The organism is Oceanobacillus kapialis (assembly GCF_044790185.1).
Lineage (GTDB): Bacteria > Bacillota > Bacilli > Bacillales > Amphibacillaceae > Oceanobacillus_B > Oceanobacillus_B kapialis.
Window position 1 is genome coordinate 17,063 of sequence record NZ_CP085256.1, and the last position, 13,253, is coordinate 30,315.

The window sequence follows — 13,253 nt, forward strand, 5'->3', positions numbered from 1 at the left end:
AGCCGGAAGAGGTTATACTCTTCAACAAGGGTGGCAACGCGGGAATCATACTCTCGTCCCTATTTTTATTAGGGACGGGAGTTTTTTGTATTTTAAAAGATAATCAAAGGAGGAAAACAACATGCTGGATATGAAGTATTTACGTAACAACTTCACAGAAGTAAAAGAAAAGCTAGCCCACCGAGGGGAAGATTTATCCGAATTAGACAAATTTGGTGAATTAGATGAAAGACGTAGAGAGCTTATTGCCGAAACAGAGCAATTAAAAGCAAAACGTAATGAGGCTTCTAAGCAGATTTCCGTTCTGAAAAAAGAAAAGAAAGATGCAGACCAAGCCATTAAAGAAATGCGTGAGGTTGGGGAGCGCATCTCTGAACTAGATAAAGAATTAAAAGAGATTAAAGAAACACTTAATATGATCATGTTATCCATCCCTAATATTCCACATGAAAGCGTGCCTGTTGGGGAGGATGAAGAGGATAATCAAGAAGTGCGCAATTGGGGAGAACGTAAAGACTTTAGCTTTGATGTTCAGGCGCATTGGGATATTGCCACAAACCTTGATATCCTAGATTTTGAACGAGCAGCGAAAGTAACAGGGAGCCGTTTCGTTTTCTATAAAGGCCTTGGTGCAAGATTAGAGCGAGCTTTACTGAACTTTATGATGGATCTACATGCAGATGAACATGGGTATGAAGAAATGCTTCCACCATATATTGTTAATCGCACAAGCATGACTGGTACTGGCCAGCTTCCTAAATTTGAAGAGGATGCTTTTAAGTTAGAAGAGTGGGATTATTTCATGGCACCTACAGCTGAAGTGCCTGTTACGAACTATCACCGTGATGAAATTTTAACGGTAGATGATTTGCCGAAAAAGTACGTTGCTTTCAGTGGTTGCTTCCGTTCTGAAGCAGGATCTGCGGGGCGTGATACGCGTGGACTAATTCGCCAGCATCAGTTCAACAAAGTAGAACTTGTTCACTTTGCGAAACCAGAGGATTCTTATGACACATTGGAGAACCTGACTGGCCATGCAGAGAAAGTATTACAGCTTCTGCAGTTACCATATCGGGTTATGAGCATGTGTACAGGAGATCTTGGATTTACGGCAGCGAAGAAATACGATATTGAAGTATGGATTCCAAGCCAAAACACGTACCGGGAAATTTCTTCTTGTTCTAATTTTGAAGATTTCCAGGCGAGACGTGCAGGCATCCGTTTCCGTAGAGAAGCAAATGGCAAGCCGGAATTCGTTCATACGTTGAATGGTAGCGGATTGGCACTTGGCCGTACCGTTGCAGCGATCTTAGAGAATTATCAACAAGAGGATGGTTCTGTCATTGTTCCATCTGTGCTTCGTGCATATATGGGTGGTAAGGAAGTTATTAAATAATTAAATTTGATAATAAAAGGCTGGTTTTCGTTCATTCGAAAATCAGCCTTTTTTTAAGAGAAAAAAATATAATTTTTGGCGATATACTTTCTTTGATCGCAACAGTCACCTCCAGAGTGTGCGCATCTTTACATTTCTTCAATTACTTTACTCATTAGTTTATATGCCGATTAAATCAGATTTGTAAGAATCATGCGATATAGAGAGAAAAACAAAGCAAAGCTAACATTCCTTATAGAAATTGTTGTTTAATTATAATTTTATAAACAATTTGTACAGAAATAACTGTATACAACGTTTGTAACAAGCTACCAATAAGTATAACATTATGTTTGTGTGTCGAATTCGACAAACTTTGAGTCCTTGTGTAAAAAATAGTCGAATAATAGTACAGGAAGATGGAGGTTTTTTTCTTATGATGAAGTTTAAATGGAGGAAACTGGGGGTAATTGCTGGTTTGTCCTTATCTATTATTGTTGCAGGGTGTGGATCCGAAGACGGAGATGCACAAGCTGACACCAGTGTTAGTGAAGAACTAAGTTACACAATTACCGGAACGGAGCCTGGTGCTGGACAAACGAAAAAGAATGAAGAAGTTTTAGATGCGTACGAGAATCTTGCAGGGTGGGAACAGCAACTTTCTTCAGCTGGTGCGATGTTAACGAAGTTAAGTGAAGCAATTGATAATGAAGAACCAATTGTTTTTAGTGCATGGTCTCCTCATTATAAGTTTGCTAAGTGGGATTTGAAATATTTAGAGGACCCCAAAGGTATTCATGGAGATGAAGAAAAGATTACGACTATTGCTAGAAAAGGGTTAAAAGAGGAGATGCCTGAAGCATATACAATTATTGATCGTATACAGTTGGAGCTATCGGCTGTAGAAGAGGCATTATTAGAGGCTCAAGAAAAGGATTATGAGGAAGTAACAGAGGAATGGGCAAATGCCAACCAAGAAATTATTGCAGAGTGGACGGAAGGCGTAGATTCTGTTGATGGCACTTCCATTGAATTGGCTCTTTTACCTTGGGATGATGCTATTTTCACAGCAAATGTTGCTAAAGTTGCATTAGAGCAAAAAGGGTTTAATGTGACACTTACACAAGTTGACCCAGCTATTATGTTTGAGGCCGTAGCAACTGGTAATGCTGATGCATCTTTAGCAGTATGGATGCCAATAACACACGCCGATCTATATGAAGAGTACAAAAGGGATTTTGATGATTTGGGACCAAACTTAGAGGGCGCTAAGACCGGGTTAGCTGTACCAGCTTATATGGATATTAATTCTCTTGAAGATCTGGAACCTAAGGAATAATAATATCATAACCATGTTTAGCTTAATCAGAAGAGGGGGGACTTCATGTCTCGCCCTTTTCTTTTCTTCTGAGTCTCTTCCAGGTATAAAATGAATTAACAATAATTATTAAAAATATATTGACAGATTGGAAAGCTGGTAGTATTGTAAATAGCAACAACAAATTAAATATGCATTACTTCTTATTCAGAGAGATGGAGGGACTTGGCCCATTGATATCTCGGCAGCGGACTTTAACTAGTACTGTGCTAAATCCAACAGGCGCGAATGCCTGAAAAATAAGAAGAGGATGATCGTACATAGCTGATCCCTTCTTATTTTTATAAGAAGGGATTTTTTCGTTTAGTAAACGAAAACTCTTCTTCAACCAAAATTAAATAAAAACTTCTTATCCAGAGAGGTGGAGGGACTGGCCCATTGAAACCTCGGCAACGTGCTTTTAGCAACGTGCCAATTCCAGCAGATGTATTTCTGTAAAGATAAGAAGAGGAACGCTTTCTATAACCTCTTCTTATTTTTAAGAAGAGGTTTTTTAATTCATTTAGAAATAACAGACGATCGGAGGAAGCAAATGATTACATTTGATCACGTATCAAAAGTTTATGGTGAAAAGGGAGAAGGTGTAAAAGCGCTAGATGAGGTGAACCTTCATGTAGAAGAGGGGGAGATTTACGGTGTCATTGGGTTTAGTGGAGCAGGCAAAAGCTCACTTATTCGCTGTGTAAACCTGTTGGAGCAACCAACTTCTGGCACGGTTACCGTCAATGGCCAAAACCTTCAAGAATTATCGGCCAAAGAGCTTCGGGAAGCAAAGCGGAATATTGGAATGATTTTTCAACATTTTAATTTACTTAATTCTAAAACCGTCTTTACCAATGTGGCGATGCCATTATTGCTAAGTAAAACACCAAAAAAGGAAGTGGAGCGCCGCGTTCATGAATTGCTTGATTTTGTAGGCTTGCGGGATAAAGCAGATAGCTATCCGGACCAACTTTCCGGCGGACAGAAGCAGCGTGTCGGGATTGCTCGTTCTCTAGCAACACAGCCATCCATCCTGTTATGTGATGAGGCAACATCAGCACTTGACCCAGACACGACAAACGCTATTTTAAAGCTATTGAAGCGAATTAATCAGGAATACAATATTACCATTTTGATTATTACTCACGAGATGGGTGTCATTAGAGAAATTTGCGACAAGGTTGCGGTATTGGAAGATGGGAAAGTGGTGGAAGCCGGTTCCGTGTTTGATGTCTTCTCCCAACCCAAAACGACTACAGCCCATAATTTTGTTAGTACCGTCATGCATGATCAAATACCAGACTCTGTGTATGACTTAATCCAAAAACAGGACACACATAAACAAATTTATCGGATTGTCTTTGTTGGGGAATCTACTGGAACACCACTATTATCGCAAATTTCCAAGCAGTATCAGGTGGAGGTAAATGTGCTATTTGGCAGTATCACAGAGTTACAGGGCACACCGTTTGGTAATCTCATCGTCCAATTTAAAGGAGAAGAAAAGGAGATTAACCGAGTCATTATGCATATTCATCAGCAAAAAGTAAGGATAAAGGAAGTGTTAGCAGATGTTGGTTGATTGGCAACAGATTACAGAGGCATTATGGCAAACGATAGTGATGGTTGCAGTTTCACTGCTTTTCTCCATGCTCATAGGGTTGGTTTTAGGAATTATTCTTGTCGTAACACGAAAAGGGCACTTATGGGAGAATAAATATATTTTCACAGTACTAAATGCAGTCGTAAACATATTTCGTTCTATTCCGTTTATCATCCTAATGGTGGCGGTGATTCCATTCACCAGACTAGTGGTTGGAACCTCGATAGGAACGGCAGCTGCGATCGTACCAATGGTATTATTTGCAGGGCCATACATTGCAAGATTAATAGAAAATTCCTTATTGGAAGTAGACCCCGGCGTAATGGAAGCAGCGCAGTCGATGGGCGCCACACCTTGGCAAATAATCATCCGTTTCCTCATCCCGGAAGCACTTAGTTCCCTTGTGCTAGGTGCAACCATTGCCACGATTGGATTAGTTGGTGCATCAGCCATGGCAGGAGCAGTCGGTGGTGGTGGCTTAGGAGACTTAGCCATTACATATGGCTACCAGCGGTTTGACACGATAGTGATGATCATTACAGTAGGTATTCTCGTCGTCATGGTTCAAGGCTTACAATCCACCGGAAATATATTATCTAAAAAAATTAGAAGAAGGTAAAAAGGAGAAGATACAACATGAAAAAATTAAGTTTACTAGTTTTAATTGGAATAACATTGTTAATTAGCGCTTGCTCTAGCGGAGAGGCTGCTGACACGGTGAAAGTTGGAATTAGTGGTTCTGATACGACCATTTGGGATTATGTAGCTGAAAAGGCTAAGGAGGAAGGAATTAATGTAGAAATTGTTCGATTCTCTGACTATGTGCAGCCTAACTTAGCTTTGGCGGAAGGAGAAATTGATGCGAATGCCTTCCAGACCGTATCTTATTTTGATGCCTTTATAAAAGAGCATGACCTTGATTTAACACCAATTGCTACGACGGTTATTGCACCAATGGGCCTTTACTCTGAAAAGCATGATTCCGTGGAAGCTATCCCAGAGGGTGGTACGATTGCCTTGCCAAAGGAAGCAACGAATATGGGACGCGGACTTCTTCTCCTGCAAGAAGCTGGATTAATTAAGCTGGAAGAAGGCTTTGATGGAAATGGTTCGGTTGATAAAATCGTGGAAAATCCGAAAAACCTAAAGTTTGAACCAATTGTGGCAGGCCAGACTCCTCGTGTTTTGCCTGATGTCGATGCTTCTATCATTAACAACGGAATCGCAGTAGATGCCGGGTACAGCCCACTGGACGATTCTATCTATCATGAGGATGAAACAGCGACCCCATATATCAACATTATTGCAGTACAAGACAAAGACAAGGACAATGAAACATTAAATAAACTTGCGGAAATTTATCAGTCTGATGATGTAGCAGACTTCATTATTGAAGAACGTAATGGTAATTCCATTCCAACATTTGTGCCATTAAGTGAAATTGGCCACTAAGCTAAATCAATTTTAAAAAGAGGTGAAGAAAATGAGTGTTGTTGCTAAAAGTGTAAATGAAGTGAAAAAGATCATCCTGGATAATGTAGAGGAAAATAAACAGAAATACATTCAAGTAAGTCATGATATTCATGATAACCCGGAGATTGGCAACCAAGAGTATTACGCATCAGGTCGCTTAATTGAACTGCTAGTTGAGGAAGGATTTTTGATAGAAAAAGGCGTAGCAGGTCATGAAACAGCCTTTCTGGCGAAAAAGAAAAGTGAAAAAGAGGGTCTGACGATTGGTTTCCTGGCAGAATATGATGCCCTACCGGAAATCGGCCATGCATGCGGCCATAACCTGATTGGTACGACAAGTGCAGCAGCTGCAATAGCGTTAAGTAAAGTATTGGATGAAGTAGGCGGGGAGCTTGTTGTATTAGGCACACCTGCAGAAGAAGGCGGACCAAACGGAAGTGCAAAGGGGAGCTTTGTAAAGCATGGCCTGCTAGAGAATGTAGATGCAGCAATCATGATTCATCCAGGGGCGCAAACGAATCTAACAGGTCCAAGTCTAGCGGTAGATCCACTTGATTTCTCTTTTTACGGCAAGCCAGCACATGCCTCCGCACATCCGGAAAAAGGAATTAATGCTTTGGACGGCGTGATTCAACTTTTTAATGGCATTAACGCATTACGTCAACATCTTCCGTCAGATGTTCGTATTCATGGAATTATCACAGATGGCGGTGATGCACCAAATGTAGTACCAGAATACGCTAACGCAAGGTTTTATATTCGTGCAAACTCCAGAGAACTATTGAACGAGGTTACGGCTAAAGTGAAGGCTATTGCCGAAGGTGCTGCATTAGCAACAGGAGCAGAGGTTAAAGTAATTGCCTTCCAAAATGAAGTAGATAATTTCATTGTCAATAAACGGTTTGACCAGGTTTTTAAAGAAGTAGCAGAAGAACTGGGAGAGGAAGTTATCACAAAAGAAAGAAAGGCACTCGGCTCTACAGATGCAGGAAATGTCAGCCAAGTGGTTCCAACCATTCATCCACATATCAAAATCGGCTCCAGCGATTTGGTTGGCCATACGGTAGCATTTCGAGAGGCAGCACGATCTGAGAAAGGTGATCAAGCACTTATAAAAGGAGCGAAAGCATCAGCTCTAACAGCTCTTCAGCTTTTAACAAATCCTGCATTATTTGAAGAGATTAAACAAGAGTTTTCGGAGCGGACAGGGAAGTAAAGTAGCGCGTAAAAATTTCCTATCAAAAGTAGCATCTTTCTTATACGGATGCTACTTTTGTTTTTTGCTTTAAATAGAAGCTTTGTCTGGGAAAATTTACTCTTTGAATAGGGTGTTGTATACTATTCTGTGTATTTTGACTTATAAAGGTTGGTTAATGAAGCGTATGACTATACTTTTCCCCATAAAGGAGCTAGTTTCTTTGAAGCGAACGATATTCTTATCATTTATGATTTATACAGAGCATGATCCAGAGGGAAGTAAAAAGCATTTTGACCCCCTTGTTATAACCAAAAAGTTAAGCATGATTCCAATCCATACACAATCTTATCAACCTTACTACCATTATAGTCCAACACCTACTCGTCCAAGAATGCCAGGAAGTCCTTATACAGCATCTTGGATCTACCGGATAGGCGATCTTGAAAGCGGAGAGGAAATAAATGATTACCCAGAAGCACATACCCAAAAACTATTAGAAGAGTTTGTGGAACAGTTCAGCAACGCATTAAAGAAAGTCGCTATTAAAGAAATTCTAGCTGAATATGATGCACATTGCCTGTTGGAGGTATATACATTTGGGGCGGAAAATATGATTCATACAATAGATATACCCTCTGAGATATTACTATTTTTAACGGAGTTGAAAGTAGATCTATCAATTAATACTCATAGCCAGCCTCTACATTATTATTCAGATAAGGCATATAAATATAAGCGATTATTTCAGTAGTAGGATTGATCTCAAGTGCAACCTTTCAGAAATGGAATACGAAACGATTACATAAAACGCCAGCTTTCTCGATTGTTTTTACTTTATAAAATTTATGTAAAAAAATAATTGACATCTTTTTTTCAGCATGATATATTATATTCTGTTGCCACACGGAGGTATACCCAAGTCTGGCTGAAGGGATCGGTCTTGAAAACCGACAGGCGGGTCAAACCGCGCGGGGGTTCGAATCCCTCTACCTCCTCCATGAATAAAGTTAGCGCATAAAAATTGGAGATAAAAAAAACCGTTACTTCGTAGCGGTTTTTTTCTTTGTAAATACGTCTTGACTTTTTAGCGTGTAAGACATATAGTAATAAAAATTAATAATTCGACGTTGATCAGACTAGTAGTATATTAGCACCTGAAAGAGATTGGAATTCACCGGCTGAAAAATTCCATCGGGGCCAGCGTATATGAACCTGCCTGGGAGTCGTTAGTGAAGAAGCTAACCGCAGTGATACTGTGTTGACAATAAAAGCTGGGCATGAATATGCCAATTTAGGTGGTACCGCGGAAACTCACTCCGTCCTGAGAAGATTCAGGATGGCGTGAGTTTTTTTAGTTATACGCATGAAAATTTAAAGGAGGAATGGAAAATGAAGAAGATTGCATTTATCGGAGCAGGTTCGATGGCTGAATCCATTATTTCTGGTATTGTTCAGGCAAACGTATTGGATAAAGATGATATTATTGTAACGAATAAAAGTAATAAAGAACGTGTAGAGCGTCTTGAGGAAAAATATTTAATAACCAGCATGCAAGATAAGGCGGATGTCGTGAAGGACGCAGATGTGATTGTACTAGCAACAAAGCCGTATGACCTGGAAGCAGCAGTTCAATCGATTAAGGAACATATCAAACCAGATCAACTGCTTGTTTCTGTCATTGCTGGAATTTCTACGGAATATATTGCCTCCCTCACTGGACAGGATATAGCTGTCATTCGAGCCATGCCAAATACATCAGCTTCTATCGGTTATTCTGCAACAGCCATCTCAGCAGGTGCCTTTGCAAAAGAAGAGCATATAGTTACGGCCCAGGAGTTGTTCGATACAATCGGTACAACGGTCATTGTGGAAGAAGAGGATATGCATATTGTGACAGGGATTTCTGGTAGTGGGCCTGCATATATCTACTATATGGTAGAAGCAATGGAAAAGGCTGCCGTTGATTCAGGGCTTGATCAGGAAATAGCAAAGGCTTTGATTACCCAAACCGTTCGTGGTGCAGGGGAAATGCTGAAGCGATCAGGTGATGCAGCAGACGTGTTGCGAGAAAAAATAACAAGTCCTGCAGGAACCACGCAAGCTGGTATCGAAACTTTAAAAGAGAACGATTTCCAGCGTATAGTGATGAGCTGTGTAGAAAGTGCAAGGGACCGCTCTATTGAGCTTGGTAAAAAGAACGACTAAGCGAATGGAGTACAACTTTTAGGAGGCTGACTTGGTGGGAAATTCGAACAGAGGACTTAACAAGCAGGTTTTCTTCTGGGCTATACTGGCCATTGTCTTGGTGGCTATTTGGATTCTCTTGTAAGCTAGAAACACCCTATTGTGTGGAAAGTTTCACTACACAATAGGGTGTTTTTTGTTGCTATTTTTACTTCACTACTTCTCTTGATTTCCAACGTCTGGACTGTTGAATGAAATGACCGATTTTTTCTAGAATTGGTTCTATGGAGTTCTCATTTTTCATTAAATCATAATCCGAGATATTAATGCGTAAAATCGGGCATGCATTAAAGTTATCAATCCAATTTGAATAACGAGTGTACATTTCTTCCCAATAAGATACTGGAGTGCTCTTTTCCATCTCTCGCCCACGTTCCTGAATGCGATCCACTACTTCGTCAAACGAGCCTTCCAAATAAATTAGTAGATCGGGATGTGGGAAGTATGGAGTCATGACCATTGCTTCAAAAAGGTTTGTATACGTCTCATAGTCCGTCTTGGACATGGTGCCATTTTCATAATGCATCTTAGCAAAAATGCCTGTATCCTCATAGATGGAACGATCCTGAATAAAGCCACCGCCGTATTCAAAGATCTTCTTTTGTTCCTTGAAACGTTCAGCTAGAAAATATACTTGCAGGTGGAAGCTCCAGCGTTCGAAGTCTGCATAGAATTTTTCCAAGTATGGGTTGGTGTCCACTTTTTCAAAGGATGTTTTAAATTGTAGTGCATTTGCCAAGGCCTTTGTCATCGTTGATTTCCCGACACCAACAGTTCCAGCGATCGTAATGATGCTATCATTCGGTATAAGATATTTTTCTCTTAAGTTCATTGGTAGTTCTCCTTTTTTAATCTATCATTTCATTGCACGAAAGCTTTGCAGCTGTTTGTCGACTTGGGCTATAATTCCTTCAAGATCATCCTGATGTTTTACAAAATCTATCTTGTCGCCGTCGATTCGGATCACTGGAATGTTTGGATGTAACAATTCGAACTCATTCATATAATCCTCATAGTCCTGTGCAAGCTGGGCGAGATAGGATGCTTTAATGTTCTGTTCAATATCACGGCCACGCATGCGAATTCGTTCCATAATGGTATCAAGACTAGCATGTAGATAAATCATCATGTTCGGAACAGGCATATCATTTGTGAGAATATGATAAATTTGCTCGTATTTATCAAACTTATCTGCCTGTAAGGTGCGCTTTGCGAAAATCATGTTTTTCGATATATGATAATCAGCCATTACGGCTTTGTTTTCATTTAGATATTTTTTCTCGATATCCTCGAGTTGTTTAAATCGATTGCATAAAAAAAACATCTCCGTTTGAAAGCTCCACTCATCAATATCCTCGTAGAATTTGCCGAGAAAAGGATTTTCCTCCACAATTTCTTTTAACAAGTGAAAGTCATAATGAACAGAAAGTTTTTTAGCTAGGGACGTCTTTCCAATCCCGATCGGTCCTTCTATTGCGATAAAAGGAACTCCTGCCATGGCTATTCCTCCAATCTATAATCCATTGAACAAGATGTATTATATTTTACCACACAACTGTACCCCATACCATGTGAAAAAAATGTTACGCTTTTCAAATGGTATTCGTTTTTGTATAATGATTTGTACCGTGTAAAAAAGCTTAGCGCCCATTCTAAGGGACGTCGAATTATAAAACCCTTGCTAGGGCAACATCGGCGTGATCACTGTTTTTTTCGGGCCCTCGTAGCTCAGGGGATAGAGCATCGGTTTCCTAAACCGTGTGTCGCAGGTTCGAATCCTGCCGGGGGCATCAAAAGTTATACTGACTGAAGTTGTAAACGTTGATAGTGACTCACTCCTTAACGTTCGTCCCACGGTTTAAAACATACATTGTCGAATAGTAGAGGCATTATTTTACGCCCTCTTTCCGTTTTTAAAGGGAAGGGGGTTTTTGCGTTGGCTTAAAAAGTTATGTCATAACTTAAACAACAGCTAAAAAAGAAACAATGATAAGAACATGCTGAGAAAGTAGCAATTATAATTTTCCTTATACTGAAAAATTAACCATTTTATACATTGTTTTACGGTATAATATTTATGGATTTTTAAATTTAAAAAAGGGTTGAGTAATATATGAATTTATTATGTAATTGCAAAGCATTAACTAACATAAAAGTCGCAGCTGATGTGGGTGCTGATCCGTTATGGTGTGCGATTTGTGGGTATAATTTAGATATGGATAAAGTAGAGGTCTCAGATTCTCTAAAGGAAACGTTAAGATTATGGATAGATGAATATGGAAATTGGGTAGATTGGGAGTCTGATATTTTGATAGATAGGGCTGTACACATAGAAAAACAACATAATGAGTTAGGCTTAAAGATAACAGAGAAAGTTAAGGACGAATTAAATGGAAAATATAATATTGTGTTCGCCCCTTCTTTGATGACTAAATAAAAGTACTAAAGTTAATAATAATCGTTCAACTGAGAGTACCATTTCCTTATTATAGCTAGCTACTTATTAAGCTAGCAAGAATTACTTGAACAACGAAACTGGGATTATATTACCATTTTCGGTTGGAGAAAAACATGGTAAAATATAATATACTGGTAGTCTATACCTTGTACAGTTTGTACATTCCTGCTTGGATACGCCAAATCCATTATCATTTCAAACTTTCTTCCACATACACCAAAACATTCCATGTAACTAAAGAAAAACACATAGAAGGGAATTAAGGCTATGAGTCTAACAAAAAAAATAATTATTGGACTTGTCCTTGGTGTCATTACAGGGATTGGTCTAAGTTTTGCACCGTCATCTTTATATAGCCCGCTAGATACTTACTTATTAGGTCCTGTTGGGCAGATTTTCTTAAACCTAATCATGATGATTGTTGTTCCGATTGTATTCGTGTCCATTGTACTTGGAACAGCGGGGCTGGGAGATCCAGCCAAATTAGGTAAAATTGGTGTTCAAACACTACTGTTTTATATGGTTACAACAGCGATTGCTCTTGTGATAGGGCTGGGAGTCGCTTATGTTTTGGAACCAGGAAAAGCAGGATCGTTTGATACAAGTAATGTCGAGTATGAGTCACAGGAAGCTCCACCAATTATGGATACACTAATAAATATAATCCCTGAGAATCCAATTGAAGCGTTGTCGTCAGGGAACATGTTGCAAATTATTGCATTTGCTATATTCATAGGTGTTGGTCTAGCTATACTAGGGGAGAAAACGGTTGGTATTTATCGATTGTTTGAACAAGCGAATGATCTCTTAATCTTTCTAGTTAATGCGATTATGAAACTGGCACCATACGGGGCATTTGCTCTAATTGCCTCAGCTATTGGGGATGCAGGTCTGGATGCCATTGGTCCAATGGTGATGTATATGGTTGCTGTTATCCTTACCCTTGTATTACACGGAGCGATCACGTATAGTCTCGCCATTTGGGGAATCGGTAAGGCAAGTCCGATAAAGTTTTTCAAGGGCTTCTTCCCTGCGATGTCATTAGGTTTTAGTACCTCAAGTTCTAGTGCTACACTACCTGTTTCGATGAAGGTTGCACAGGAAAACTTAGGGGTTCGCAAGTCTATTAGCAGCTTTGTTCAGCCATTAGGTGCGACCATCAACATGGATGGTACAGCAATTATGCAGGCAGTTGCTACCGTGTTTATTGCACAGGTCTATGCTACATCACTAGGTGTAAGTGATATTGTGATGATTATCCTAACTGCTACACTTGCAAGCATTGGTACTGCAGGGGTTCCGGGTGTGGGATTGATTATGCTCGCCATGGTATTAAATCAAGTCAACCTTCCAGTAGAAGGTATCGCCCTTATTATTGGGGTCGATCGTTTGCTTGATATGCTGCGGACCTCTCTTAATATTACTGGTGACGCTGTGTGTGCCTATATCATTTCAGAGAGTGATAGAAGAAAAGAAGAAAAGGCAAAAGCTACTTGATGTAAGAAGCACCTGTCGTGTTGACGATAGGTGCTTTTGCTTTTT

The 13,253-nt window shown here is 39.7% G+C and carries 12 protein-coding genes, 2 tRNA genes, 2 riboswitches and 1 other annotated feature (1 of these 17 cut by a window edge); of the genes, 12 read left to right on the forward strand and 2 right to left on the reverse strand.

The window, feature by feature from the left end:
* Positions 1–64: a binding site (T-box leader), on the forward strand (it extends 160 nt beyond the left edge of the window).
* A gap of 57 nt (positions 65–121) precedes the next feature.
* The 9 genes from serS to proC all read left to right on the forward strand — a co-directional run bounded on the left by serS (position 122) and on the right by proC (position 9,214).
* Positions 122–1,396 carry a serine--tRNA ligase gene (gene serS, locus LG273_RS00080; RefSeq protein WP_379559948.1) on the forward strand — a complete coding sequence of 425 codons (1,275 nt, stop codon included), beginning with the start codon at positions 122–124 and terminating at the stop codon, positions 1,394–1,396.
* A gap of 415 nt (positions 1,397–1,811) precedes the next feature.
* Positions 1,812–2,714, forward strand: a complete 903-nt coding sequence (locus tag LG273_RS00085; protein WP_379559947.1) for a glycine betaine ABC transporter substrate-binding protein — start codon at positions 1,812–1,814, stop codon at positions 2,712–2,714.
* 179 nt (positions 2,715–2,893) lie between these two features.
* Positions 2,894–2,999: riboswitch (SAM riboswitch) on the forward strand.
* 100 nt (positions 3,000–3,099) lie between these two features.
* A riboswitch (SAM riboswitch) is annotated at positions 3,100–3,200 on the forward strand.
* Between the two features lie 85 nt (positions 3,201–3,285).
* Positions 3,286–4,317, forward strand: a complete 1,032-nt coding sequence (locus tag LG273_RS00090) for a methionine ABC transporter ATP-binding protein (protein WP_404456913.1) — start codon at positions 3,286–3,288, stop codon at positions 4,315–4,317.
* The gene (locus LG273_RS00095) at positions 4,307–4,957 is read left to right on the forward strand and encodes a methionine ABC transporter permease (protein WP_404456915.1); all 651 of its coding nucleotides are present in this window, start codon (positions 4,307–4,309) and stop codon (positions 4,955–4,957) included. Before LG273_RS00090 ends, LG273_RS00095 begins: the two co-directional genes overlap by 11 nt.
* 17 nt (positions 4,958–4,974) lie before the next feature.
* Positions 4,975–5,790, forward strand: coding sequence for a MetQ/NlpA family ABC transporter substrate-binding protein (locus LG273_RS00100; protein WP_379560791.1), 816 nt, complete (start codon positions 4,975–4,977; stop codon positions 5,788–5,790).
* Between the two features lie 31 nt (positions 5,791–5,821).
* Entirely contained in the window at positions 5,822–7,027 is a 1,206-nt protein-coding gene (locus tag LG273_RS00105; protein ID WP_404456918.1) for a M20 family metallopeptidase, read from the forward strand.
* A 202-nt stretch (positions 7,028–7,229) separates the two neighbouring features.
* On the forward strand, positions 7,230–7,760 hold the full coding sequence (locus tag LG273_RS00110; RefSeq protein ID WP_404456921.1) for a DUF4279 domain-containing protein: 531 nt from the start codon (positions 7,230–7,232) through the stop codon (positions 7,758–7,760).
* 154 nt (positions 7,761–7,914) lie between these two features.
* Positions 7,915–8,007 (forward strand) — tRNA-Ser (locus tag LG273_RS00115).
* Positions 8,008–8,350: 343 nt separating this feature from the next.
* Entirely contained in the window at positions 8,351–9,214 is an 864-nt protein-coding gene (gene proC / locus LG273_RS00120; protein ID WP_379560789.1) for a pyrroline-5-carboxylate reductase, read from the forward strand.
* 187 nt (positions 9,215–9,401) lie between these two features.
* Here proC and LG273_RS00125 read toward each other — a convergent pair whose 3' ends face one another.
* Positions 9,402–10,085, reverse strand: a complete 684-nt coding sequence (locus LG273_RS00125; RefSeq protein WP_379560788.1) for a deoxynucleoside kinase — start codon at positions 10,083–10,085, stop codon at positions 9,402–9,404.
* Positions 10,086–10,109: 24 nt separating this feature from the next.
* Entirely contained in the window at positions 10,110–10,751 is a 642-nt protein-coding gene (locus tag LG273_RS00130) for a deoxynucleoside kinase (RefSeq protein ID WP_379560787.1), read from the reverse strand.
* A 219-nt stretch (positions 10,752–10,970) separates the two neighbouring features.
* Between LG273_RS00130 and LG273_RS00135 the strand changes: the two genes are divergently transcribed.
* From LG273_RS00135 to LG273_RS00145, 3 genes are all read left to right on the forward strand, one after another.
* A tRNA-Arg gene (locus LG273_RS00135) sits at positions 10,971–11,043 on the forward strand.
* 323 nt (positions 11,044–11,366) lie between these two features.
* Positions 11,367–11,690 carry a hypothetical protein gene (locus LG273_RS00140; protein ID WP_379560786.1) on the forward strand — a complete coding sequence of 108 codons (324 nt, stop codon included), beginning with the start codon at positions 11,367–11,369 and terminating at the stop codon, positions 11,688–11,690.
* 288 nt (positions 11,691–11,978) lie between these two features.
* Positions 11,979–13,208: a dicarboxylate/amino acid:cation symporter gene (locus LG273_RS00145; RefSeq protein ID WP_379560785.1), complete on the forward strand. Its 1,230-nt coding sequence runs from the start codon at positions 11,979–11,981 to the stop codon at positions 13,206–13,208.
* Positions 13,209–13,253: the final 45 nt, after the last annotated feature.